We start from the raw sequence: 24,706 nt of genomic DNA, 5'->3' as shown, positions 1-24,706 counted from the left end.
CCTCCCTAAATTTCGATTTGATGCCTCTAGACACAGAGACAACAATTATAAGTCAGACTAACTCAGTATAACATTTGTCAAGACATTTTGCAAGTCTGAAAAACGCTTTTATTTCAAATTTGTCAATACCTTTTCGATATCTTTAAAGACATCATCGATATCTTGGTTACCTTCGATATCATGTACAAGACCTTTAGCGCGATAGTGAGCAATGATTGGTTCACCTTGAGCAATATTAACATCCAAACGACGTTTTACTGTCTCAGGTTTATCATCTTCACGTTGGTAGTAATCTTCCTCTTTGTAATCAACTGGTGGATTGAATACTTTATGGAAAGTCTCTCCAGTTTGACGATGAATGATACGTCCGCTCAAACGCTCTAAAAGACTGTCTGGATTTACTTCGATGTTGATAACACCTTCAAGCTCAATACCAAGTTCAGCCAATGTTTTATCTAAAGCATGCGCTTGTTCAATAGTACGTGGATATCCGTCTAATAAGAAACCAGTTTCTTTAATATCATCTTGAGAAAGACGTTCTTTAACAATTCCATTTGTTACTTCATCTGGAACCAACTCGCCTTTGTCAATATATGATTTAGCTAGCACACCCATTTCAGTTTGGTTAGCCATTGCCGCACGGAACATATCACCTGTTGAGATGTGGGCAACGTGAAATTGTTCAACGATTTTCGCCGCTTGTGTCCCCTTACCTGCACCAGGTAAACCCATAATCAAAAGATTCATGATTCATACTCCTTTTTTATTTTTAAATAGAAGCAAAAATTCATTTCAACTCCTATTTAAAAACAAAATAGAAGAGAGGAGATAAAAATCTGACAATGTCTTTGATTTTTACACTCCACTCTCTGAGCAATAGTGAATTTTATTTTCTATTACAATTATTCTGTTGTATCTAAGAAACCAACATATTTACGTTTCAATAGATATCCTTCCAATTGTTTAATTCCTTCAATGCCTGTAGAGATAATGATTAGCAAACTTGTTCCCCCGAAAGCAACAACTTCTGAAAGACCAAATAAATCTTTAGCTACGATAGGTAAGATAGAAATAACACCTAGGAAGAGAGATCCGACAGTAGCGAGACGACGAAGAAGTTTTGACATGTACTCTTCTGTCCCTTTACCTGGACGGACACCATGGATATAAGCTCCACTCTTTTGTAAATTCTCTGCAGCTTTCTCTGGATTAATCTGTACAAATGTATAGAAGAATGTAAAGAGAATAATCAACAGAGCATACAAAGCAACACCTGAAGGAGTTGATGTAGATACCAACTCTTGAGCTGTTTTTACCCACTCCCAGTTAAGACCAGATGCACTTACGAATTGTAAGATTGCTGCCGGCGCTGCTGTAATTGAGCTGGCAAAGATAACAGGGATAACCCCAGCAGGGTTAATCTTCAAAGGAAGATAGGAACTTGATGGTGCACCTTGAGCTACCTTTGTATACTGAATTGGTATCTTGTACTTAGCTTGTTCAACGTAAGTTGTAAAGTAAACAATCAACAAAACAGCAACGATTAAGATGGCAACGAAAATAAGAGACGATGTCAAACGACTGCTTGGTACATTGACAAAGTAATCCACATAGATGCCTTTAATCATATCAGGAATTGAAGCAACAATCCCTGCAAAGATGATCATTGAAACACCATTCCCATATCCTTTATCTGTAATTTGTTCTCCCAACCAGGTTACAATCATACTTCCCGCTGTTAAGATGACTCCAATCACAAGGAAAATCTGTGGCGTAAGTGGTACAGTTAAAAGTTTAGCTCCAGATAGAGCATTAAAACCAGCAGTAATCCCGACTGATTGGACAAATGCAAGCACTAGTGCAATGTATCGAGTCGCTTGGTTTAACTTTCTACGACCAACTTCCCCTTGTTTCCCCCACTCTACAAACTTGGGTAATAAATCCATTTGCAAGAGTTGGACGACGATTGAGGCTGTAATGTAAGGACTAACTCCAAGAGCAAAAACTGAAAAGTTTTTCATGGCATTTCCTGACACCAAGCTCAACATATTTAAAAAGGATAGCCCACTCAAAGCGTTCAAGCTATTTGCGTTTACCCACGGTACAGTGATACTAGTACCTATACGAAAAACAAATACGATAAAAATTGTGAATAAAATTTTTGATCGAACTTGCTTAACTTTGAGTGCTTCTCTCAATAATTTAAAAAACATAGGTCACCTCACTTAGATGACTTCAACTGAACCACCTTTAGCAGTGATAGCTTCTTCAGCTGATTTAGAGAATTTAGCAGCTTTAACAGTCAACTTCTTAGTCAACTCTCCGTTACCAAGAATCTTGATACCTGATTTTTCAGCTTTAACAATTCCTGCTTCGATAAGCACAACTGGAGTTACTTCTGCACCATCTTCAAAGATGTTCAATTGGTCAAGGTTAACAATTGCATATTCTTTAGCGTTGATGTTAGTAAATCCACGTTTTGGAAGACGACGGAACAATGGAGTTTGTCCACCTTCAAAACCAAGGCGTACTCCGCCACCGCTACGAGCTTTTTGACCTTTTTGACCGCGACCAGATGTTTTACCGTTACCTGATGAAGTACCACGACCAACACGGTTACGAGTTTTACGAGAACCTTCTGCAGGTTTCAATTCATGAAGTTTCATTATATATTTTCTCCTCTTTTGTAAAATGCTAGCGCCGATAAGAGAGAAAAGGTTGTCTCTCCTATCAACTCGCCTATACAAAGTCATCTAAGATGACTATATCTAGTTTTAGGGGATGGTCTATTGCACATCCCCTAAAATTTTATTAGTTTACTTCTTCAACTGTTACCAAGTGAGATACTGCAGTGATCATACCACGGATTGCAGCGTTATCTTCTTTAATAACAGAGCTGTTCAATTTGCCAAGTCCAAGTGCTACAACAGTTTTACGTTGTGATGGAATACGTCCGATTGGAGACTTAGTCAAAGTAATTTTAATTTGAGCCATTTTATCCCCTTTCTTATACCAAATCAGAAACTGAAATACCACGAAGAGCAGCAACTTCTTCAGCGCGTTTCAATTGTTTCAAACCTTCAACAGTTGCGCGAACAATGTTGATTGGAGTGTTAGAACCAAGTGATTTAGATGTAATATCTGCCACACCTGCCAATTCCACAACGGCACGAACTGCACCACCTGCGGCAACTCCAGAACCTTCTACAGCAGGTTTCAACAATACTTTAGCTCCACCGAATTCTGAAAGAACTTCATGTGGAATTGTTGTTCCGACCATAGGAACTTCGATCAAGTTTTTCTTAGCATCTTCTACTGCTTTGCGGATTGCTTCTGGAACTTCTTGAGCTTTACCAGTACCAAATCCTACACGACCATTGCGGTCACCAACTACTACAAGAGCTGCGAAACGAAGACGACGTCCACCTTTAACAACTTTTGTAACACGGTTAACAGCAACTACGCGTTCTTCAAGTTCTACTGCATTGTCTTTAAATGCCATTTTCTAGTGTCCTCCTATTAGAATTTCAATCCGTTTTCACGAGCTGCATCAGCCAAAGCTTTCACACGTCCGTGATATAGATATCCACCGCGGTCGAACACCACTTCTGAAATACCTTTAGCACTTGCACGTTCTGCAACGAGTTTACCGACAGCAACGGCTTGTTCAGTTTTAGTTCCTTTTGAAACTTCTTTGTCAAGAGTTGAAGCACTTGCGAGCGTTACACCCGCTACGTCATCAATCACTTGAGCGTAGATGCCTGTATTAGAACGGAATACGTTCAAACGTGGGCGATCAGCAGTTCCAGAGAGTTTTCCGCGTACGCGACGGTGGCGTTTTTGGCGGAGTTTGTTTTTATCTGGTTTAGAAATCACAGTTTTCACCTCTTTAATTTTAAATCGTGTGCTATGCACAAAGTTGGTAATGAGGTTGGTGGTTGATAATCAACCACTCAACATTATTTACCAGTTTTACCTTCTTTAAGACGAACATATTCGCCAACGTAACGGATACCTTTACCTTTGTAAGGTTCTGGTGAACGAAGGCTACGTACGTAAGCAGCTGTTTGACCAACTACTTCTTTTGAAATTCCGCTAACAACGATTGTTGTTGGGTTTGGAAGTTCAAAACTAATTCCTTCCGGAGCTTCAACTTCGTCTGGGTGAGATTTACCTACAGCCAAAATAAGTTTTGATCCTTGAAGTTGTGCACGGTAACCAACCCCACGCATTTCAAGTTCTTTCTTGAATCCTTCTGAAACACCAATAACCATGTTGTTCAAAAGCGCACGAGTAGTTCCGTGGATAGTTTTCATTTCTTTTGAATCGTTTGGACGGTGAAGAGTTACTTCAGTACCTTCCACACGGATTTCAATATCTTTCGAGAACTCACGAGTAAGTTCTCCTTTAGGGCCTTTTACAGTTACAACGTTGTCATTGTTAGTGATTTCAACACCAGCAGGCAACACGATAACTTTATTACCAATACGTGACATGTTTTTATTCTCCTGTTAAATTGTCAGGCCTTTGAAGGCCAGTTTTCACGGGGTTAAGATACTTATTTAGTTCAAAGAGCTAAACTGAACACGCTCTAAGAACTTTGTATCTTGATTTGAGTTCGAGCTAAGAATTTGGCGAAAAAGATAAGTTTGTCTTGGAGCATCGCTCCTGCTACAAACTTCCTATTTTCACTGCATTCTTTTAACGCTCTCACATCATCAATTACCAAACGTAAGCGATAACTTCTCCACCAACGTTCTTTTGGCGTGCTTCTTTATCAGTAAGCAAACCTTCAGAAGTTGAAAGAATAGCAATTCCAAGTCCGTTAAGTACTTTCGGAAGATCTTCACGTTTTTTGTAAACACGAAGTCCTGGTTTAGAAACGCGTTTTAAGTTAGTGATAACTCGTTCACCGTTAGTTCCGTATTTCAAGAATACACGGATGATACCTTGTTTGTCATCTTCGATGATTTCTACGTTCTTAACAAAACCTTCGCGTTTAAGGATTTCAGCAATCCCTTTTTTGATGTTTGATGCAGGTACTTCAAGTACTTCGTGTTTTGCTTGGTTAGCGTTACGAATACGAGTTAGGAAGTCTGCAATTGGGTCAGTCATAACCATTTTATTTTTCTCCTCTTACTAGTAGTTTGCAAGTTGCACTTGCTAGTTAATGATTGAGCTAGGCTCAGATAGTATTGACACATTCAAACAAGATAACTCTCATTTGAACACGAGCTACAACCTGGGCAAAAAAGATAGACTTGTCTTGGAGCATCGCTCCTACACCAAATCTCCTATTTTTGCTGTGGTTGTTACGCTCTTTGTATCATGCTATTACCAAGATGCTTTTGTTACACCAGGGATTTGACCTTTATATGCCAATTCACGGAAGCAAACACGGCAAAGTTTAAACTTGCGGTAAACTGAGTGTGGACGTCCACAACGTTCACAGCGAGTGTATGCTTGAGTAGAGAACTTCGCTGGGCGTTTGTTCTTAGCAATCATAGATTTTTTAGCCATTAGTTATACCTCCTATATTATTTTGCAAAAGGCATTCCAAGGCCTGTAAGCAATGCACGTGACTCTTCGTCAGTGTTAGCAGTAGTTACGATAACGATGTCAAGACCACGAGTTTTGTCAACGTCATCAAAGTTGATTTCTGGGAAGATCAATTGTTCTTTCACACCAAGTGTGTAGTTTCCGCGTCCATCAAATGATTTTGTTGGAACACCGTGGAAGTCACGCACACGTGGAAGTGATACTGAAACCAATTTATCCAAGAATTCGTACATACGTTCACCACGAAGGGTAACTTTTGCACCAATCGCTACACCTTCACGAAGACGGAAGCCGGCGATTGATTTTTTAGCTTTAGTGATAAGTGGTTTTTGACCTGAGATAAGTGCCAATTCTTCAGCAGCTTTTTCAAGGCTTTTAGCGTTTGATACAGCTTCACCAACACCCATGTTCAAAACGATCTTATCTACTTTAGGCACAGCCATCACTGATGAGTAGTTGAATTGTTCTGTCAAAGCAGGAACTACTTCATTAAGATATTTTTCTTTTAAACGATTTGCCATTATACTTCTCCTTTCCTTCGTGATTAATCAAGCACTTCGCCTGATTTTTTGTTGTAGCGAACTTTTTTACCGTCTACAAATTTGTAACCAACACGACCAGCTACACCATTTTTGTCCAAAACTTGAACGTTTGATACGTGAATAGCTGCTTCCTTCTCGATGATACCACCTTGAGGAAGTTCGTTAGTTGGACGTTGGTGTTTCTTAATGATGTTAACACCTTCAACGATAACTTTGTTTACTTTTGGAAGGGCAGTAAGGACAACAGCTTCTGTTCCCTTATCTTTACCAGCGATTACGCGAACTTTGTCGCCTTTTTTTACAAACATTTTTTTCTCCTTTTATTCTTACGCCCAATGGGCACCCTGGCTAGGCCAGGGGACTGTGTTTGTTTTTATTGATTAAAGTACTTCTGGAGCAAGTGACACGATCTTCATGAAGCCACCTTCACGCAATTCACGTGCAACTGGGCCAAAGATACGTGTTCCGCGAGGAGTTTTGTCGTCACGGATGATAACTGCTGCGTTTTCGTCAAATTTGATGTATGAACCATCAGCACGACGAGCACCTGATTTAGTACGAACGATAACTGCTTTAACAACGTCACCTTTTTTAACCGCACCACCAGGAGTAGCTTGTTTTACAGATGCCACAATAACATCACCGATGTTCGCAAATTTACGTTTAGAACCACCAAGAACTTTGATAGTCAAGATTTCGCGTGCACCGCTGTTGTCTGCGACTTTCAAACGAGTTTCTGTTTGAATCATTTCAGTTTTCTCCTTTCAGGCTTGATTAGATGATAACCGCTTCTTCAACAACTTCTACAAGACGGAAACGTTTTGTAGCTGAAAGCGGGCGAGTTTCCATGATACGTACGATATCGCCTTCTTTGGCAACATTGTTTTCATCATGTGCTTTGTATTTTTTAGAGTAGTTAATACGTTTACCATAGACTGGGTGGTTACGTTTTGTTTCAACTACAACTGTGATTGTCTTGTCCATTTTGTCAGATACAACACGTCCAACAAGAACTTTACGATTATTGCGTTCCATTGAAATTTCTCCTTCCCTAGTCTATTATTTCGCTTCAGATTGAACTGTTTTGATACGAGCGATTTGTTTTTTAACTTCTTTCAAGCGAGCTGTTTGTTCTAATTGACCAGTAGCAGCTTGGAAACGAAGTTCAAACAATTCTTTTTTCAATTCGTTTTCGCGCTTCGCGAGTTCTTCTTGAGAAAGACCACGAAGTTCTTTAACAAATTCTTTTACTTCATTAAGTTTCATGCCTTCTCCTTATTCTGCTTCACGTTTTACGAATTTACATTTAACTGGCAATTTGTGGCTTGCAAGACGAAGCGCTTCGCGAGCGATCTCTTCAGATACACCAGCAACTTCGAACATTACTTTACCACGTTTAACTGGTGCTACCCAACCTTCAGGTGCCCCTTTACCAGATCCCATACGAACCCCGATAGCTTTAGCTGTGTATGATTTGTGTGGGAAGATTTTAATCCAAACTTTACCACCACGTTTCATGTAACGAGTCATGGCGATACGAGCAGCTTCGATTTGGCGGTTAGTGATCCAGTGGCTAGTTGTAGCTTGAAGACCGTATTCACCGAATGCTACTTCTTTTCCACCTTTAGCTTCACCGCGCATTTTACCACGGAATTCACGACGGTGTTTAACACGTTTAGGTACTAACATTGGTTATTTACCTCCTTTAGTGTTTTTACGAGCTGGAAGAACTTCACCACGGTAGATCCATACTTTAACACCAAGTTTACCGTATGTAGTATCTGCTTCTTCCCAAGCGTAATCGATATCTGCGCGAAGTGTGTGAAGTGGAACTGTACCTTCAGAGTATCCTTCTGCACGGGCGATATCTGCACCGTTCAAACGACCTGATACTTGAGTTTTAATTCCTTTAGCTCCAGCACGCATAGCACGTTGGATTGCTTGTTTTTGTGCACGACGGAAAGCAACACGTTGCTCCAATTGACGAGCAATTCCTTCACCAACAAGGTGAGCATCCAAATCAGGTTGTTTGATTTCGATGATGTTGATGTGTACTTGTTTTCCAGTCAATTTGTTAAGTTTAGCACGAAGTGCATCAACGTTAGCACCACCTTTACCGATAACCATACCTGGTTTAGCAGTGTGAAGTGAAACGTTAACTTTGTTTACTGCGCGTTCGATTTCAATAGTTGAAACTGCTGCGTCAGCAAGTTCTTTTTGAACGAATTTACGGATTGCAAGATCTTCATGAAGGTAATCCGCGTATTCTTTTTCAGCATACCATTTGGCATCCCAATCACGGATGATGCCGACACGCATACCAATTGGATGTACTTTTTGACCCACGATTTTACCTCCTTATTTTTCTGCAACAGCTACAGTGATGTGAGCTGTACGTTTGTTGATTGGTGAAGCTGAACCTTTCGCACGTGGACGGAAACGTTTCATAGTTGGTCCTTCGTTTGCGAATGCTTCAGATACTACCAAGTTAGCTTTATCCAAACCAAAGTTGTTTTCAGCGTTAGCTACAGCTGAGTTCAAAACTTTCAAGATGATTTCAGCAGCTTTGTTTGGAGTGAATGTCAAAATTGCGATTGCATCGGCTACGCTTTTACCACGGATGTTGTCAAGAACAAGACGTGATTTACGAGGTGAAACACGTACTGTGCGAGCCATTGCTTTAGCTGAAGTAATTTCTGCCATTTATGTTCTCCTTATTTTCTACGTGTCTTCTTGTCGTCTGCGGCGTGACCTTTGTAAGTACGAGTTGGTGCAAATTCACCAAGCTTGTGACCTACCATGTCTTCTTGGATGTAAACAGGTACGTGTTTACGTCCATCATAAACTGCGATAGTGTAACCAATGAAACTTGGGAAAATCGTTGAACGACGTGACCAAGTTTTGATAACTTTTTTCTTTTCGTCGTTAGCCTGAGCTTCAACTTTTTTCATCAAATGCTCATCGACGAAAGGTCCTTTTTTAAGACTGCGTCCCATTTTAATATTTTCTCCTTTAAATATAGTACCACAGCGGCTTGCGCTCACGAGGAGCGCTACCGAGCTGGCGGATTATCTAGCACTTAAGCGACTAGTTTAAAATTATTTCTCGTTGCGACGACGAACGATAAGTTTGTCAGATTTCGCTTTCTTGTTACGAGTTTTAAGACCAAGAGCAGGTTTGCCCCATGGAGTTGATGGCGCTTTACGACCAACTGGTGCTTTACCTTCACCACCACCGTGTGGGTGATCGTTAGGGTTCATTACAGAACCACGAACTGTTGGGCGGATACCTTTCCAACGGCTACGTCCTGCTTTACCAAGGTTTACAAGCCCATGTTGTTCGTTTCCGACAACACCAACTGTTGCACGACAAGTTCCAAGAATCATACGAACTTCACCTGATTGAAGACGAACAAGAACGTATTTACCTTCTTGACCCAAAACTTGAGCAGAAGCTCCAGCAGCACGTACCAATTCTCCACCACGACCTGGTTTCAATTCGATGTTGTGGATTAAAGTACCAACTGGGATGTTAGCAAGCGGAAGAGCGTTTCCGACTTTGATATCTGCTTCAGGACCTGAAACGATACGTTGACCAACTTCAAGACCTTTTGGAGCGATGATGTAAGCTTTCACACCGTCAGTGTAGTGTACAAGAGCAATGTTTGCAGAACGGTTTGGATCGTACTCGATAGTTTTAACAACTGCTTCAACGTTGTCTTTGTTACGTTTGAAGTCAACCAAACGGTAGAAACGTTTGTGTCCACCACCTTGGTGACGAACAGTGATACGACCGTTGTTGTTACGACCAGCCTTATTCTTCAAAGCAACAAGCAAAGTTTTTTCTGGTGTGCTTGTTGTGATTTCAGCGAAATCCAAAGAAGTCATATTACGGCGACCGTTTGTTGTTGGTTTATAAACACGAATTCCCACGATATTTCCTCCTTAGATTATTCAGCTTCAGCAGCAAACAACTCGATTGCTTTTGAATCAGCTGTAAGAGTGATGATAGCTTTTTTAGTTTTGTTAGTAAAACCAGTGTAACGTCCAACACGTTTAGCTTTAGGTTTTACGTTGATTGTGTTAACATTTGCAACTTTAACACCTTCAAAAGCAGCTTCAACAGCTTGCTTGATCAAAAGTTTGTGTGCACGAGTGTCAACTTCAAATACATATTTTCCTGCTTCAAGTTGAGCCATTGAGCTTTCAGTGATAACAGGTTTTTTGATAACATCATACAAATTCATTATGCAAGAACCTCCTCGATTTTAGAGATAGCTGCTTGAGTAACAAGAAGTTTGTCACTATTTGCGATGTCAAGAACACTTGCAGTTGTAGCAGTCGCAACTTTCACGTTTGGAAGGTTACGAGCTGAGAGAGCTGCGAATTCGTTTCCTTCTTCAAGAATAACAAGGACTTTAGAATCGATGCTCAAAGCTGCAAGAACTTTTGCAAATTCAGCAGTTTTTGGAGCTGTAAATTCAAGAGAATCAACGGCTACAAATTTGTTTTCAGCAACTTTTTCTGAGTAAACAGATTTAAGCGCAAGGCGACGAACTTTTTGAGGAAGTTTGTACGCATAGCTACGTGGAGTTGGTCCGAAGACGATTCCACCACCACGCCATTGTGGAGAGCGGATAGAACCTTGACGAGCACGTCCAGTTCCTTTTTGACGCCATGGTTTGCGTCCGCCACCTGAAACAGCTGAGCGGTTTTTAACTGCGTGAGTTCCTTGACGAAGGCTAGCGCGTTGGCTGATGATCACATCAAACACAACAGATTGGTTTGGTTCGATACCAAAGATTGCATCGTTAAGAACAACTTCGCCCGCTTGTTTACCAGTTTGGTCGAATAATGTTACATTTGCCATTTTGACTGTATTCCCCTTTCCTTATTATTTACCAGCTTTAACTGCTGACTTGATAGTGATAAGAGATTTCTTAGCACCTGGTACGTTACCTTTGATAAGGATAACGTTCTTTTCTGGAACAACTTGTACAACTTCAAGATTTTGAATTGTTACACGGTCGCCACCCATACGTCCTGCAAGGTTTTTACCTTTGAATACGCGGTTAGGTGCAACAGGTCCCATAGAACCTGGACGACGGTGGTAACGAGAACCGTGAGCCATAGGTCCACGTGATTGTCCGTGGCGTTTGATAACACCTTGGAAACCTTTACCTTTAGATGTACCAGTTACATCAACAATGTCTCCAGCTGCGAAAGTTTCAACTGTGATTTCAGCACCAACTTCCAAGCCTTCAACGTTTTTGAATTCACGAATGAAGCGCTTAGGAGCCGTGTTAGCTTTTGCTACATGTCCTTTAGCAGGTTTGTTGCTCAATACTTCGCGTTTGTCATCGAAACCAACTTGGATAGCGTTGTAACCATCTGTTTCAACAGTTTTAACTTGAAGAACAACGTTTGGAGTTGCTTCGATAACTGTTACAGGGATCAATTCGCCAGCTTCAGTGAAGATTTGAGTCATTCCCACTTTTTTCCCTAAGATTCCTTTTGTCATGAGAAAATAGTTCCTTTTCTATATTTTTTATTCAAAAAGTTTTTAACGAGCGTTTTTTATGCTCAAGGTATCAAGCTTTAAATTAAAGTTTGATTTCTACGTTTACACCACTTGGAAGATCCAATTTCATCAAAGCGTCAACTGTTTTTTGAGTTGGGTTGATGATGTCGATCAAACGTTTGTGTGTACGCATTTCGAATTGTTCGCGAGAATCTTTATATTTGTGAGTCGCACGAATGATTGTGTAGAGGCTACGCTCAGTTGGAAGTGGGATTGGACCCGCAACTTGTGCACCTGTACGAGTAGCTGATTCTACGATTTTTGCAGCCGCTGTGTCAAGCGTACGGTGTTCGTAAGCTTTCAAACGGATACGGATTTTTTTGTTTGCCATCTTTTTCTCCTTTTCGTCTATTTAAGATAATAGGCTAGCTCCACAAGAAAACCGACGCGCGTTGCGTGGCAATGCAACCGAGCGTGTCGCAACCTCTTGCATCAAAGCTAAGGCTGTAATTTACAGCACCATAATAGAATAACACAAAGCCCCTGCGATTGCAAGGGATTTGACAGGATTTTTTAAATTTTTTAGATGAAACTGTTTTCGTACATTTCTGAAACAAAAAAGACAATCTATTCTCAATTTATATATATCTTTTCCTATTTAAATAGTTCTTTAATAGTCATTTTCTATTTGAAACTGATTTTGAGATTGGTTAATTAACACATCCGCCTCTTTTTCTGTTTCTTGATAATAACGGCGATATTGTCCGCGTCTGATTTGATGAGTCTCACGAACAAACGAGGCTTCGCTTTTCCTCACAGTCGTATCTCGAGCTAGACGTCTCTTTAATTCGGTCTCCTCATCTGTGTAGAAACAAATGGTTTTGTCAAAAAGTTCCTTGGGTAAAAAACCAACAGACATCCCTTCGACAATCAAAATCGTTTTTTCTCCAGATAAAATCTCACTAGCCTTCCAGGGTTCCTCAATTGTTAAGATGTCCATACCCGCTTGCAGAGCAAGAATATCTCTTTGTAAACTTGCCAGCTCATGCGCTACCGGTAAACATGCTGTCACTTTTTGGTCTGGTGTCTCTTTAGGTACCACTAAATGTCGTCCCGAAGTAATGTAGGGATCTGTCTCTAGTAAATTTACCTTTTGGGAATCAAGTTCTTGGTACAATTCTTGAGCAAAAGTTGATTTTCCTGAAGCTCCATGGCCGTAGATACCTAGCGTTTTTACTTTTCCAGTTTCTATCTCTGAGACTAGTTGTTCTATTAAGTCTTTTTTCTTCATTCTCTCTTCACCTGTTCATAGCTTTCTTTTCCATCGTTAAGCTTGTCCCAAATGACTACCTTTCCACTTTGAAGAGACTTTTGTACATCGATGATTCGTTGGTTAGAAGAGCCACGGAACTGCAACATAAGGTTGCGTTTGCTCTTATCATAGCGGCCATCGACGAGGATATCAATCAGGGATAAAAGTTCTAATTTATCAGGCGTCTCTAACATCATTTCTTCCCAGGTGTAGCCTGTCCAAGACCAGATGTCTTTTTCTGGCAATTCTTTCCGAATGCGTTTAACGAGAGGCAAAAGAATTCCAGTATTCAGGAATGGCTCTCCACCGAGTAGGGTCAAACCTTGGACATAAGGCCGGGCAAGATCTGCCATAATCTGTTCTTCCAACTCTGGTGTATAAGGAATCCCGGCATTAAATGACCAGGTCGCTACATTGTAGCAACCTTCACAGTGAAACATACATCCTGCTACATAAAGCGAATTGCGCACCCCTTCGCCATCCACAAAGTTAAAAGCCTTATAATCAATAATACGTCCCTGACTAAGCTCCTCACTCTTCCACTCGCCTGGTTTTGGTGTATTCCATGTCATACTTTCTACTCCAACTCTATCCAATAGCGCTCCGTCCCATTTCGAACATCCTCTAACTTCCCACCATTAGCTAAGATAACAGCTCGGCTGGCAGGATTTTCTGTGCTACAAGTCACCAAAGCACGATGAATGTTTTTCTCCTTAGCTACTTGAAGACCTTGATGGAGAGCTTCCTTAGCATAACCTTTTCCCCTTTCAGAAGGGCGGATGGAATAGCCGATATGGCCAGCATAATTCAGCAATCCCTCATTTAGTCTCAACCGTAAATTTAAAAAACCTAAAGCATGATCTGATTCATCAAACAATACGAACTGAATTGATGGAACGCGATTTTCAGGCAAGTTTATTCCCATTTCTTTATTAAGGTTAGTTTCTAGCCAATTCTCATAATCAAAGTTCTCAGCATCCCAAAATCCACCATCGTGGGCTGATTGAGTCTGTTCAAACTCTGCCATCATGTTTAGAATGGTTCCTTTATCTGCCAATGTTGGTCTGCGTAATCCCATGTACTCCTCCCGCTATGAGAAAAGTGAGAGGGGACTCTCACTTTTTCTTGTTCTTATTTAAAAATTGTTCTCTAAGGCTGGCTACTCGATCTTTTTTATTGACTCCACCCTTTGAATGCTTTTCGTGGAATCGTTGAACCAAGGCCTTACCCTTATCGTCTAATTGATATTTTCCCATGCTATCTCTTTCTAATTTGTTACTTCATGCCCTGCTGTTTTAATAGTAGAACCGTTCATGTGTTTAACACGCGCAGCAATTTCCTTGTGACGTCCATTCACCATCGGACGCGCTTGCGGATTTCCAAGATAGCCACAAGTCCGTTTAACAACATCGACTGTTTTAGGATCACTATTGCCACAGTTAGGACAGGCAAAACCTCTCTCGGTTGGATTAAAGTCTCCTTCAAAATCGCACTTGTAGCAACGATCAATCGGAGTATTAGTCCCTAGATAACCTACACGATCATAAGCATAATCCCAAACAGCTTCCAAGGCCTTTGGATTTTGTTGAAGAACTGGGTACTCACAGTAGTGGATAAATCCACCTGATGCACCCGCTTCTGGATAAACCTTCTCGAAGTCCAATTTTTCAAAAGGAGTTGGATTTTTTCGGACATCATAATGGAAGGAATTTGTGTAGTATTCTTTATCAGTAATGTCTGGAATAGAACCAAATTTCTCTGTATCCAGGCGACAGAAGCGGTCTGTTAAACTTTCAGATGGAGTTGAGTAGATTGAGAAGTGATAGCCATATTGGTCTGACCATTCTTCTACTCGATGTTTCATGTCTCTAATGATATCAAGGGTGAATTCTTTGGCTTCTGGATTGGTTTCCCAATTGTTGCCAAAGAATACTGTCGCTACTTCATAGAGTCCAATGTAGCCAAGCGAAACAGTAGCACGGCGATTCTTAAAGAGTTCGTCAACACTTTCTTCCTTACCAAGGCGGCGTCCAAAAGCTCCGTATTGATAAAGGATAGGAGCATTAGCTGGAGTTGCTTCCTTGGTCCGCTCTACACGATAGACCAGTGCATCTTCTGCGATATTCATCCGCTCATTGAAGATTTCCCAGAACTTATTCATGTCGCCTTCAGATTCAAGGGCAATCCGAGGAAGATTGACCGTTACCACACCTAGGTTCATACGACCTGAGTTGACTTCTACTCCATTTTCATCCTTCCAACCTTGGAGGAAAGAACGACATCCCATCGGAACCTTGAAAGAACCTGTCAACTCGACAATCTTATCGTAAGACAAGACATCTGGGTACATGCGCTTGGTTGCACACTCGAGAGCCAATTGTTTAATGTCGTAGTTAGGAGAGCCTGCCTCTAAGTTAAGTCCTCTTTTAAGAGTAAAGATAAGTTTCGGGAAGATGGCTGTACGGTGTTCTGAACCAAGCCCCTTGATCCGAATGTTCAAGATTGCCTTTTGAATTTCACGTTCAAAACGATTGGTTCCTAGACCGAAACCAAGAGAAGTAAAGGGTGTTTGACCATTTGAAGTGAAGAGAGTATTGATTTCATACTCTAGAGATTGCATGGCATCATAGATGTCTTTTTGAGTTTTCTTCCATGCGTATTCTTCGCGCTTATCAGGTAGGACCCACTCCTCTGCATCTTTAAGTTGTTTTTGATAATTTTTCTCTGCATAAGGAGCCAAAACTTCATCAATACGGTCTGCTGAACATCCCCCATACTGACTAGATGCGACGTTTGCGATGATTTGTGAAATTTGCGCCGTCGCAGTTTGGATAGATTTCGGACTTTCTACCTCAGCATTCCCAATCTTAAAACCATTTTCCAACATACCCTTAAAATCAATCAAACAACAGTTGGTCATAGGAGTGTAGGGGCTGTAGTCCAAATCGTGATAGTGGATATCCCCTTTTTGGTGGGCATTTGCCACATGCTTAGGAAGCATTTGAAGTCCGATGGATTTTCCAACAATCCCTGCCGTCAAATCACGCTGGGTGTTAAAGACATCACTGTCTTTATTGGCATTTTCATTGACAACTGCCTGATCTTTGTTGAGAAGTTTATGAATGCTAAAGTTGATGTCTGTCGCTTTTGAGCGCTCAAAATCCCTTTGTGTTCGATAGGTAATATACTCCTCGGCCAAGGCATATTCTTTAGCTTCCAACAACTCGTGTTCTACGATGTTTTGAATTTCATAGATTTTTACACCTTGTGGGAAACGGCTATGAATCTCGTCAACGATACGTTCAACGAGGGTACTAAGTCGCTTTTCGACCAAAGGAGTTACATCCATAACCTTTTCCGCAGCCTTATGAAGCGCTTTGTCAATCTTATCTACATCAAAAATGACACGTCTACCGTCACGCTTTTCAACGAATAAAGTTGGATCAGGGACAGTCTTCTCTTCCAATACAATCATATCCATACCCTTTTCTTAAATATAATATTGATTCTAAAAAGTATTATATCACTAAAAAAATAAAAATCAATATCTTGTGTAAAAAAATAAAATTTTTTTAAAATAACACAAGATATTGATAATTTTTATTTTAATTTGTATAGTTTGAAATCTTTGTATTCACTTGGAACGGCTTGATAATTTTCAGCTAAAAGCTGCTCAACTTCTGTCCAAAGAGATGTTTTTGTATTCACTACAATCATCTTTGGTTGATTATCTCGAAGATCATTTACAAGCTTAGTACGATTTGCATCAAGTCCTGTATGCAATCTAGGAGATAGCAACTGACTTGCTGCTAAACGCTCACTAGCCTTATAACTACTTGTCAGATTATCCCATACATAGATACGATCTGTAGCCTTTGTTTCACTTTTAATCTTAGCTTCAATACTAGTGCGCTCTTTATATTGTTCTGCATGAAGCACATATCGTGAAACTACAGGAGCTAAAAATAGATAAACGAGAGCTAAAATTGGCAGATAGGCATTTCCTTTTACAAAAGTACCCCATGGTGACGTTTCTTCTCTGCGTCTTCTACGACGGCTGGCTCCCTCTAATTCCCACGTGCGAATTCGAGTTAACAATAGAATAGACAAGAAAGGTAACAATTCAACCATACGACTACCATTGATAAGATCTGTAGAGAAAATTTCTAAAACTAATACCAAAATAACAGCTATTGCAGCAGAGATTGATAAGACTGATTGTTTCAATAGTTTAGATTGGAAGAGACCTGCGAATGCCAACGTCAATGCTCCAAGAGCAATTGCTAACAATCCGTAGAAAAGAAGATTGTCTAACAAACTTGGATTAGACGTAAAGCTCAAACTATCTACTGGATAGAGGATTTGGCTAATCGCATTTCCGAAGCTACCTTTATAAGCTGTATAGTAGCCGATTGGATAAAAGAAGATTGAAAAACCAAGGCCCGCTGCAAAAAATTGATAGAGACCATGATTCAAGTTATTGCGACCAACATTAAAAGCTATTACAGCAAAAAACAAGAAAAATCCATACAAAGCTGTGACCAAGGGCGCAAAGAAAAATGCTAGAGCTAGGCTAATCCCAATACGGATGAAACCTCTGTCATGACTTGGTTCTGACAAATAAGCTGTTACTAAACTCAAGGCATAGAACAAGAATGGGAGGGCAAGAATAGTTGCATATCCCCCACCAAAACTAAAAGCACTAGCCAGGACATAAAAGACCGTCAACACTTGTTGCGATTGCTTGTTTTTTTCAGTTAGGTTATAAGCTGAATGAAAAAGAAAAAAGCCAGCACCCACTAAGGCCAACCAATTAAAGACTGCAAACAAAATACTGCCCTTGGTTAAAAACTGTAAAAAGTAATAGAGGAGACCACTAGTCCCAAAATAATCTGAATAGATATCCCCACTCTGATGCATAGCCCATCCATTATAGAAATCCTGAGCCTGTTCTGGACTTAGCAGTCCAAATAAATAGGGTAGAATCACAGACACAAGTACTACTAAGGTACTCAAAATTAGGATATTAAAAAAGGGTAAGCGGGCAGGTTCGCGGGTTTCAACCTCGAGTTGCTCCTCATTTTCTACCAGAGCATCCTGACTTCCCATCCAAGTTGGAGTTGGTTCGTCTTCTAATCTGCCATATACGTTCATTCGCTCTCTCCTATATTTTAATTTGTTCTAGTATATCAAAAAGTCTAGTTCTTGTCAGCTTTTGGCGGACGTTCGCTCAATTTTTCAGACAAGGTAACAAAGCGTTCAATCTCATAAAAACGATGGTATGAAGCCTTTTTAAAAGTGTCTAAAAAATTTTTTTCTTCTATCGTTAACATCCCTTCTCCCCCTTTTCTCTCTATTCGAAAAACAAGGAAAATTCTATCAAAAAAACTGAATTCCCAAAGAGATTTCAGTCTTTTTGTAATTAGTCAGCTTTCTTTTCTAAGTTTTTAGAAATGCTTCGATTTTTACCTTCTAGATACACCATAAGAATGGAAATATCCGCTGGGTTTACACCTGAAATACGACTTGCTTGGCCGATGGTTTCTGGATTGATGAGTTTGAACTTCTGGCGAGCTTCTGTCGCAATGGAATCAATGTCATCCCAGTCGATGTTGGCTGGAATCCGTTTTTCTTCCATGCGTTTCATCTTGGCAACCTGATCCATGGCTTTTGAAATGTAGCCTTCGTACTTGATTTCTGTTTCAATCAATTCGATAATCTTGTCATTTAACTCTTCAGCAGCAGGTCCGATGAAGGCTACCACATCTTGGTAAGAGACTTCAGGACGACGAAGGAATTCCTTGGCTGTTACTGCATCAGTCAATGGTTTGAAGCCCATCGCTTCGACCTTGGCGTTAGTTTCCTTGACCGGCTTGAGTTTGATGCTGTCTAGGCGCTTCATCTCATTGTCAAATTGATTTTTCTTGATTTCAAAGCGTGCCCAACGTTCATCATCAACAAGCCCAATCTCGCGTCCCATCTCAGTCAAGCGCATATCGGCATTGTCATGACGGAGAATGAGGCGGTATTCAGCACGACTGGTCAAGAGACGGTAGGGTTCAATAGTTCCCTTTGTCACCAAATCGTCAATCATCACCCCGATATAACCGTCACTTCTTTTCAAAATCAACTCAGGCTTACCTTGGATTTTCAGAGCCGCATTGATACCAGCAATAATCCCTTGACCAGCAGCTTCTTCGTAACCTGACGTTCCATTTGTCTGACCAGCTGTGAAAAGTCCTGAAATTTTCTTGGTTTCAAGCGTTGCACGCAATTGGTGAGGCAAGACCATGTCATACTCGATAGCATAACCAGTTCGCATCATCTCTGCATTTTCCAAACCTTTGATGGAATGTACCAAGTCACGTTGCACATCCTCAGGAAGACTGGTTGAAAGCCCTTGAACATATACTTCTTCTGTATTGCGTCCTTCTGGCTCAAGGAAAAGCTGGTGACGTTCCTTGTCCGCAAAACGCACAATCTTGTCCTCAATCGACGGACAGTAACGAGGTCCCACTCCCTTAACCACACCTGTAAACATAGGCGCACGGTGGAGGTTATTCTGAATAATCTCATGGCTGGTACCATTGGTATAGGTCAACCAGCACGGAACTTGGTCTTTAACATAATCCTCATCACGTGAAGTGTAAGAGAAGTGATTTGGTGCCTCGTCCCCTGGCTGAATCTCTGTCACATCATAGTTGATAGAGGAAGCCTTGACACGTGGAGGCGTTCCTGTCTTGAAACGACCGATTTCAAGTCCCAGTTCCTTGAGATTATCAGCAAGGTTAATCGAAGCTAGGCTGTGGTTAGGACCTGACGAGTACTTGAGGTCTCCGATGATGATTTCCCCACGAAGGGCTGTCCCTGTAGTCACGATAACAGCCTTGGCAGCATATTCCTGATGGGTAGCTGTACGAACACCGACAACCTTGCCTTCTTCCACCAAAATCTCATCAATCATGGTTTGACGAAGGGTAAGATTCTCTTGGTTTTCAACGGTTTTGCGCATCTCTTTAGAGTAAAGCTCCTTATCAGCCTGCGCACGAAGGGCACGGACAGCTGGTCCCTTCCCAGTGTTGAGCATCTTCATCTGGATGTAACTCTTGTCAATGGTCTTAGCCATTTCGCCACCAAGGGCATCCACTTCACGCACGACAATCCCCTTGGCAGAACCACCAATAGACGGATTACATGGCATGAAAGCCAACATTTCAATGTTGATGGTCGCAAGCAAGACCTTGCAACCCATACGGCTCGCAGCTAGAGAAGCTTCAACTCCCGCATGTCCCGCACCGATTACAATAATATCGTATTCTTCCGTAAAATTATAAGTCATTTTATCTCCTATTCCTCAAAATGAATGTGTCTTAGTTGGCCGTTCCAAGCTGGCAGGGCTGTTTTTAAAAAGGCTGGAACTAGTTGGAAATCCTCAAGCCTGTCCAAGTCAATCCACTCACAAAGTTGCCTTTTCTCATCTTCCTGCATGGTCAATGGGGCATCCTCAAGTAAGTCCACCAGATAATGAAACTCGATATTGTGATAGAAAACACCTTCCTGTTCAAAACGATTTTCAACCACGAAAGCTAGTTGTCCAGCTTGAGCTTTAACACCCAGTTCTTCCCTCACTTCGCGGACTAGGGCATCTTCCGTTCTTTCATTGACTTGAATAGCACCGCCGATGGTGTAATACTGGTCCTTATCTTTAGTGACTAGGAGCTTATGATTTTGGAGAATCAAGGCTGTTGCACGAACACCAAAAACAGTGTTTCCCACCTTTGTCCGAAAGTCTTGTTGAGTCATTTTTTCCCTTTCCTTTAAACGACACAAAAACAGTCAAAACTCGTAAGAAGTGCAGAACAAAAAGCCTACAACATCCATGAGCTTTGACCATCATGACTATTGTTAAAGTTATTTTATCAAATCAAATCGTTTTGTCAATGCAAATCATTGTTTGAGCAAGGTCTGCACACTGACGATAATCATCTGTATTCCTATCGAGAATAGTAAAAGTCCCATCATTTTCGTTATAATTTTCATCAAATTTTCTCCCAAGAAGCCTGCAATTTGTTTTGCACTTCTTAACAGGAGATAAGTGATGACACATAGTAGAGCAAAAGCAACTACGGTTATCAGTTGATTCTGCAAATCTCCATTAGCCAGACTTAAAGCAGTTGTAATTGTACCTGGTCCCGCAAAAAGTGGCATTGCAAGAGGAGAAATAGCAATAGACATTGGATCTGAATTTACTGCTTGCTGCTCCATTCCTTTATAGCTGGGTGAATGATTACCATTAATCATATGATAACCGATAACGGCCACTAATATTCCACCAGCAATTCTGAAAGAAACAATTGTAATTCCAAATACTTTAAAAATGAAATCTCCTGAAAAGATAAAAACAGTTACAATAACAAAGGCAATCAAAAGACTCCTAAAAGCAATTTTTCGTGAAATTTTTTGACTATCATCTGCAACTAAAGCCATGTAAGCAGGAAGATTTGAAATTGGGTTCATTATAGCGAAAAATGCCATAAATGCATAAAAAAATTGAGAACTCATCGTTTTTACTTAACTCCAGTTAGACATACTGACAAACCTTGCCATCACGGTAGGCATTGTCAATTAAACCGCCACCTAAACACTCTTCGCCATCATAAAAGACAACTGCCTGTCCTGGTGTAATGGCGCGTTGCGGTTCCGCGAAAACGACCTCTGCCTTATCCCCTTTGACATGCACAGTCACTTTAGAGTCAGGCTGACGATAGCGGAATTTAGCCGTACATTCGAGCGTAAATTCCTCTGGCATCTCACGAGTAAAGTGGACTTGACTAGCCTCTAAGCTAGTTGACATAAGCGAATCATGGTAGAAGCCTTGACCTACATAGAGAATGTTCTGGCTCAGGTCTTTTCCAACAACAAACCAAGGGGCATTATCACCGCCGTGTTGCCCACCGATACCGAGTCCGCCACGCTGACCGATTGTATAGTACATCAAACCGGCATGCTCACCCATATCGCGACCATCCACAGTCATCATTCGACCAGGCTGAGCTGGTAAGTAGTTGCTGAGAAATTCTTTAAAGTTCTTTTCTCCAATAAAGCAAATCCCTGTCGAATCTTTCTTCTTAGCAGTCGCAAGGCCTGCTTCTTCTGCTAGTCTGCGAACTTCAGGCTTTTCCAAATGTCCCAATGGGAACATAGTCTTTTGTAATTGTTCTTGTGAAAGTTGGCTGAGGAAATAGGTCTGATCCTTGCCATTGTCCACGCCACGAAGCATGTGAACGATGCCATCCTCATCACGCGACACTCGGGCATAGTGCCCAGTTGCCACATAGTCTGCACCCAAGGTCATAGCATAGTCCAAAAAGGCCTTAAACTTGATTTCCTTGTTACACATAACATCTGGATTTGGCGTGCGTCCTGCACGGTATTCCGCTAGGAAATACTCAAAAACGCGGTCCCAGTACTCTTTTTCAAAATTTACAGAGTAGTAAGGAATGCCAAGTTGGTCTGCTACCGCAGCCACATCCTTGTAATCTTCGGTCGCCGTACAGACGCCGTTTTCATCTGTGTCGTCCCAGTTCTTCATGAAGATACCGATCACATCGTAGCCCTGCTCCTTGAGCAAAAGAGCCGTCACCGACGAATCAACACCACCACTCATCCCCACGACAACACGTGTTTTAGAGTTATCACTCATGGTAGTTCTCCCATCTATTCGTTTATTCACGATTGAAGGTCGTGTTTGCTATCACGATTGAAGGTCGTTTGAGCAGTTTTCATTATAACATGCTTGGTTATAGAAGACAAGGAAGATGCTGACAATCTATCAACCTCTTCTGTCAATACATGAAAATCAGGATACAAAAGAAATCAATTCATTCCTAAATCTCTATTCTCTTTAAAAACTTATTTTTAAAATCAACTAAAAATGATATACTTTAATAAGGAGGAATGCGCACATGATTCCATATATACACCATCATCCATGTGCGTAGGACTAATGTGAACAACTACAAAGATATTCTAAAATCAAAAAATACTATTTTTATTATTACACTTATTGCAGGTATTGGACTTTTGACAGGCTTAGTCCTCCATCAAGAAAAAATCCAAGCAGAGAGAGGGAACGTTGCTCTCATCAAACAACAAAAAAATCAACAAGATGTCGAACAAGTAAAAAACGCTATTAAAGACTTCAATATTGATTCTGAAACCATTATAGAAGATTGGAAAAAAATTCAAGAATTAAAACCAACTACTGATGAAGGCAAAAAGACATTAGCAGACTTTCTCGCTTCTACTGCCGATAAAGTCACAAATCATTATAGTGAAAAAGCTTTGAAATTAGATATAAAGGATTCTGATAGCCAGTTTCAAGATAAACAAAAACTTGAGACAGCCATCACTTCCTTGCAAAAAATAATAGACATCATTAAAAACATTAATTCTGCCAGCGACCAAGCTGCTCTTGAAGAAAAGATAAAACCAATTCAAGAACTAATCTCTAAATTCCAAAAACAAGTTGAAGTCTTGACCAAAAAAGAAGAAGAAAAAACTACCCAAACAGAAACGACTACTAGAGATGCCGGAATAGAAGCCAGCCGTTCAGAAGATAGTAGCTATATTCAAAGCTATCCAGAAACAAATGGAAGCATATCTAATTCCCAAGCACCTGCAACGGACCAATACTCAACTGATAGTGCTAGCAGGGGAGGAGATAATGGCGTTGATACACGAGATCAATCTTCTAATTCTTCCGGTTCTCAGACAGAGGCTAATAGACATAATAATTAAACTAAAATTCGCGACTTAAACAGTTTAACTTACTAATTCGGGTGGAAAAATTCTGTAAAATCATCAACCTGAACAAATCTTCCGTCACTATTACTTAAAAATTGTCTCTCATTAAAAGGTACACAAAAAGAGCCATTCAAGGCTCTTTTTTTATTTTTTTAGTACCAACCGTTATTAAGCCAGAAGTTCTTAGCTTCAGTCCATGAACCATAGCGTCCTGCTACATAAGCGTCAGCTACACGTTCTTGGTTTTCTGCTGAATAGTCACCGTTCAAGTATGAATCTGTCAATTGGTAACGTCCGATGTAACGTCCGTTTGTAGCTGTATAGCTACCGCCTGATTCTTTTTGGGCGATCCATTCTTTAGCTTCTGCTTCTGAACCACTTACAGTTGAAGCTGGAGCTGAATAGCTTTCTTCAACTACAGGCGCTACAGGTTTGTAAGTAGCCTCATATGTAGTTTCTTCTACAACAGTCTCAGAAACTGCTGAAGTTTCTTTGACTTCTGCTACAGGAGCTTCTGTTGTAGTTGAAGCGGCTGGAGCTTCACCGTCGATAACCAATACTTGGTCAACATAGATAAGGTGAATGTTTTTAATGTTGTTCAATTTAGCCAATTTTTCAACTGTTGTGTTGTGAGTTTCAGCAATTTCTGAGAGAGTATCTCCAGCTTTGACTGTGTAAGTTTTTGATTCTTGTGCAAAAGTTAATGATGGTGCTAGGAAAGCAAGTACTACTGCTAATCCCGCAAATTTAGTTTTAATGTTTGATTTCATTTAAAAAAGTTTCTCCTTCTTTCTTATACTACCATGATACCCTTCTATTATTACTATTTGTTAACGATTTTGTGTAGAAATGTTACAGAACTGTGATTTATTTACCTAGAAATAGCCTTTTTTGTTACAAAAGCCTCGTTATTAAAGGCTTTTTGGCATTTTTTTAGATTTCAGAACGGAATTAAGCACTTGAAACC

General features: G+C 40.6%; 36 protein-coding genes. 1 reads left to right on the top strand and 35 read right to left on the bottom strand.

Annotated features, from left to right (window positions below):
* Positions 1-108 precede the first annotated feature (108 nt).
* The 34 genes from ACXYSK_RS08365 to mnmA form a co-directional block, all read right to left on the bottom strand.
* Positions 109-747 (bottom strand): adenylate kinase, encoded by a 639-nt coding sequence (locus ACXYSK_RS08365; protein ID WP_045613186.1) that lies wholly within the window; start codon positions 745-747, stop codon positions 109-111.
* A gap of 155 nt (positions 748-902) precedes the next feature.
* On the bottom strand, positions 903-2,213 hold the full coding sequence (gene secY, locus ACXYSK_RS08360; protein WP_458625678.1) for a preprotein translocase subunit SecY: 1,311 nt from the start codon (positions 2,211-2,213) through the stop codon (positions 903-905).
* A gap of 12 nt (positions 2,214-2,225) precedes the next feature.
* Positions 2,226-2,666, bottom strand: coding sequence for a 50S ribosomal protein L15 (rplO, locus tag ACXYSK_RS08355; RefSeq protein ID WP_195183501.1), 441 nt, complete (start codon positions 2,664-2,666; stop codon positions 2,226-2,228).
* 145 nt (positions 2,667-2,811) lie between these two features.
* Positions 2,812-2,994: a 50S ribosomal protein L30 gene (gene rpmD, locus ACXYSK_RS08350; protein WP_000057241.1), complete on the bottom strand. Its 183-nt coding sequence runs from the start codon at positions 2,992-2,994 to the stop codon at positions 2,812-2,814.
* A 13-nt stretch (positions 2,995-3,007) separates the two neighbouring features.
* Positions 3,008-3,502: a 30S ribosomal protein S5 gene (gene rpsE / locus ACXYSK_RS08345; protein ID WP_195183502.1), complete on the bottom strand. Its 495-nt coding sequence runs from the start codon at positions 3,500-3,502 to the stop codon at positions 3,008-3,010.
* 17 nt (positions 3,503-3,519) lie between these two features.
* Positions 3,520-3,876 (bottom strand): 50S ribosomal protein L18, encoded by a 357-nt coding sequence (rplR, locus tag ACXYSK_RS08340; RefSeq protein ID WP_004251098.1) that lies wholly within the window; start codon positions 3,874-3,876, stop codon positions 3,520-3,522.
* An 83-nt stretch (positions 3,877-3,959) separates the two neighbouring features.
* Entirely contained in the window at positions 3,960-4,496 is a 537-nt protein-coding gene (rplF, locus tag ACXYSK_RS08335; protein ID WP_458625677.1) for a 50S ribosomal protein L6, read from the bottom strand.
* 226 nt (positions 4,497-4,722) lie between these two features.
* Positions 4,723-5,121 (bottom strand): 30S ribosomal protein S8, encoded by a 399-nt coding sequence (gene rpsH, locus ACXYSK_RS08330; protein WP_006144711.1) that lies wholly within the window; start codon positions 5,119-5,121, stop codon positions 4,723-4,725.
* A 213-nt stretch (positions 5,122-5,334) separates the two neighbouring features.
* Positions 5,335-5,520 (bottom strand): type Z 30S ribosomal protein S14, encoded by a 186-nt coding sequence (locus ACXYSK_RS08325; RefSeq protein ID WP_001085699.1) that lies wholly within the window; start codon positions 5,518-5,520, stop codon positions 5,335-5,337.
* Between the two features lie 17 nt (positions 5,521-5,537).
* Complete coding sequence (rplE, locus tag ACXYSK_RS08320; RefSeq protein WP_000013542.1) at positions 5,538-6,080, bottom strand: 50S ribosomal protein L5; 543 nt, start codon at positions 6,078-6,080, stop codon at positions 5,538-5,540.
* Positions 6,081-6,103: 23 nt separating this feature from the next.
* Entirely contained in the window at positions 6,104-6,409 is a 306-nt protein-coding gene (rplX, locus tag ACXYSK_RS08315; RefSeq protein ID WP_235083649.1) for a 50S ribosomal protein L24, read from the bottom strand.
* A 72-nt stretch (positions 6,410-6,481) separates the two neighbouring features.
* Positions 6,482-6,850: a 50S ribosomal protein L14 gene (gene rplN / locus ACXYSK_RS08310; protein WP_000616547.1), complete on the bottom strand. Its 369-nt coding sequence runs from the start codon at positions 6,848-6,850 to the stop codon at positions 6,482-6,484.
* A 25-nt stretch (positions 6,851-6,875) separates the two neighbouring features.
* On the bottom strand, positions 6,876-7,136 hold the full coding sequence (gene rpsQ, locus ACXYSK_RS08305; protein WP_000440801.1) for a 30S ribosomal protein S17: 261 nt from the start codon (positions 7,134-7,136) through the stop codon (positions 6,876-6,878).
* Positions 7,137-7,160: 24 nt separating this feature from the next.
* Positions 7,161-7,367, bottom strand: coding sequence for a 50S ribosomal protein L29 (gene rpmC, locus ACXYSK_RS08300; protein ID WP_000772918.1), 207 nt, complete (start codon positions 7,365-7,367; stop codon positions 7,161-7,163).
* Between the two features lie 9 nt (positions 7,368-7,376).
* The gene (gene rplP, locus ACXYSK_RS08295; RefSeq protein WP_000960948.1) at positions 7,377-7,790 is read right to left on the bottom strand and encodes a 50S ribosomal protein L16; all 414 of its coding nucleotides are present in this window, start codon (positions 7,788-7,790) and stop codon (positions 7,377-7,379) included.
* A 3-nt stretch (positions 7,791-7,793) separates the two neighbouring features.
* Positions 7,794-8,447 carry a 30S ribosomal protein S3 gene (gene rpsC / locus ACXYSK_RS08290; RefSeq protein WP_000529936.1) on the bottom strand — a complete coding sequence of 218 codons (654 nt, stop codon included), beginning with the start codon at positions 8,445-8,447 and terminating at the stop codon, positions 7,794-7,796.
* A gap of 12 nt (positions 8,448-8,459) precedes the next feature.
* A complete protein-coding gene (gene rplV, locus ACXYSK_RS08285) occupies positions 8,460-8,804 on the bottom strand; it encodes a 50S ribosomal protein L22 (RefSeq protein WP_000818137.1) in 345 nt (114 codons plus the stop codon).
* An 11-nt stretch (positions 8,805-8,815) separates the two neighbouring features.
* Positions 8,816-9,097, bottom strand: a complete 282-nt coding sequence (rpsS, locus tag ACXYSK_RS08280) for a 30S ribosomal protein S19 (protein WP_000533766.1) — start codon at positions 9,095-9,097, stop codon at positions 8,816-8,818.
* Between the two features lie 102 nt (positions 9,098-9,199).
* Positions 9,200-10,033: a 50S ribosomal protein L2 gene (gene rplB / locus ACXYSK_RS08275; RefSeq protein WP_006144707.1), complete on the bottom strand. Its 834-nt coding sequence runs from the start codon at positions 10,031-10,033 to the stop codon at positions 9,200-9,202.
* 17 nt (positions 10,034-10,050) lie between these two features.
* The gene (locus tag ACXYSK_RS08270; protein ID WP_001055347.1) at positions 10,051-10,347 is read right to left on the bottom strand and encodes a 50S ribosomal protein L23; all 297 of its coding nucleotides are present in this window, start codon (positions 10,345-10,347) and stop codon (positions 10,051-10,053) included.
* Entirely contained in the window at positions 10,347-10,970 is a 624-nt protein-coding gene (gene rplD, locus ACXYSK_RS08265; RefSeq protein WP_000024549.1) for a 50S ribosomal protein L4, read from the bottom strand. Before rplD ends, ACXYSK_RS08270 begins: the two co-directional genes overlap by 1 nt.
* Before the next feature lie 24 nt (positions 10,971-10,994).
* Complete coding sequence (gene rplC, locus ACXYSK_RS08260; RefSeq protein WP_004251088.1) at positions 10,995-11,621, bottom strand: 50S ribosomal protein L3; 627 nt, start codon at positions 11,619-11,621, stop codon at positions 10,995-10,997.
* Positions 11,622-11,703: 82 nt separating this feature from the next.
* On the bottom strand, positions 11,704-12,012 hold the full coding sequence (gene rpsJ, locus ACXYSK_RS08255) for a 30S ribosomal protein S10 (RefSeq protein WP_003009585.1): 309 nt from the start codon (positions 12,010-12,012) through the stop codon (positions 11,704-11,706).
* Positions 12,013-12,291: 279 nt separating this feature from the next.
* Positions 12,292-12,912 (bottom strand): uridine kinase family protein, encoded by a 621-nt coding sequence (locus ACXYSK_RS08250; RefSeq protein WP_458625676.1) that lies wholly within the window; start codon positions 12,910-12,912, stop codon positions 12,292-12,294.
* Positions 12,909-13,505: an anaerobic ribonucleoside-triphosphate reductase activating protein gene (gene nrdG / locus ACXYSK_RS08245; RefSeq protein ID WP_458625675.1), complete on the bottom strand. Its 597-nt coding sequence runs from the start codon at positions 13,503-13,505 to the stop codon at positions 12,909-12,911. The genes ACXYSK_RS08250 and nrdG overlap by 4 nt, the downstream gene beginning before the upstream one ends.
* A 5-nt stretch (positions 13,506-13,510) precedes the next feature.
* Complete coding sequence (locus ACXYSK_RS08240; protein WP_235083646.1) at positions 13,511-14,011, bottom strand: GNAT family N-acetyltransferase; 501 nt, start codon at positions 14,009-14,011, stop codon at positions 13,511-13,513.
* Positions 14,012-14,048: 37 nt separating this feature from the next.
* Positions 14,049-14,189, bottom strand: a complete 141-nt coding sequence (locus ACXYSK_RS08235) for a hypothetical protein (protein WP_000521611.1) — start codon at positions 14,187-14,189, stop codon at positions 14,049-14,051.
* 11 nt (positions 14,190-14,200) lie between these two features.
* Positions 14,201-16,408, bottom strand: coding sequence for an anaerobic ribonucleoside-triphosphate reductase (gene nrdD / locus ACXYSK_RS08230; RefSeq protein ID WP_458625690.1), 2,208 nt, complete (start codon positions 16,406-16,408; stop codon positions 14,201-14,203).
* Between the two features lie 125 nt (positions 16,409-16,533).
* Entirely contained in the window at positions 16,534-18,087 is a 1,554-nt protein-coding gene (locus ACXYSK_RS08225) for a damage-inducible protein CinA (protein ID WP_458625674.1), read from the bottom strand.
* A gap of 44 nt (positions 18,088-18,131) precedes the next feature.
* Positions 18,132-18,266, bottom strand: a complete 135-nt coding sequence (locus ACXYSK_RS08220) for a hypothetical protein (RefSeq protein ID WP_458625673.1) — start codon at positions 18,264-18,266, stop codon at positions 18,132-18,134.
* A gap of 89 nt (positions 18,267-18,355) precedes the next feature.
* The gene (gene mnmG / locus ACXYSK_RS08215) at positions 18,356-20,272 is read right to left on the bottom strand and encodes a tRNA uridine-5-carboxymethylaminomethyl(34) synthesis enzyme MnmG (RefSeq protein ID WP_458625672.1); all 1,917 of its coding nucleotides are present in this window, start codon (positions 20,270-20,272) and stop codon (positions 18,356-18,358) included.
* Positions 20,273-20,280: 8 nt separating this feature from the next.
* The gene (locus tag ACXYSK_RS08210; protein ID WP_458625671.1) at positions 20,281-20,736 is read right to left on the bottom strand and encodes an NUDIX hydrolase; all 456 of its coding nucleotides are present in this window, start codon (positions 20,734-20,736) and stop codon (positions 20,281-20,283) included.
* Positions 20,737-20,880: 144 nt separating this feature from the next.
* Positions 20,881-21,495 carry a MarC family protein gene (locus ACXYSK_RS08205; protein WP_006154752.1) on the bottom strand — a complete coding sequence of 205 codons (615 nt, stop codon included), beginning with the start codon at positions 21,493-21,495 and terminating at the stop codon, positions 20,881-20,883.
* Positions 21,496-21,514: 19 nt separating this feature from the next.
* Positions 21,515-22,636 (bottom strand): tRNA 2-thiouridine(34) synthase MnmA, encoded by a 1,122-nt coding sequence (gene mnmA / locus ACXYSK_RS08200; RefSeq protein ID WP_006154784.1) that lies wholly within the window; start codon positions 22,634-22,636, stop codon positions 21,515-21,517.
* Between the two features lie 305 nt (positions 22,637-22,941).
* Here mnmA and ACXYSK_RS08195 point away from each other — a divergent pair, with 305 nt between their 5' ends.
* A complete protein-coding gene (locus tag ACXYSK_RS08195) occupies positions 22,942-23,733 on the top strand; it encodes a hypothetical protein (RefSeq protein WP_458625670.1) in 792 nt (263 codons plus the stop codon).
* Between the two features lie 158 nt (positions 23,734-23,891).
* Here ACXYSK_RS08195 and apf read toward each other — a convergent pair whose 3' ends face one another.
* Positions 23,892-24,509, bottom strand: a complete 618-nt coding sequence (gene apf / locus ACXYSK_RS08190) for an aggregation-promoting factor (RefSeq protein WP_458625669.1) — start codon at positions 24,507-24,509, stop codon at positions 23,892-23,894.
* Between the last annotated feature and the right edge of the window lie 197 nt (positions 24,510-24,706).

Source organism: Streptococcus sp. V919 (genome assembly GCF_054353475.1).
The sequence above is the reverse complement of the archived record's forward strand: the minus strand, read 5'-3'. Positions and strand labels throughout refer to the sequence as shown.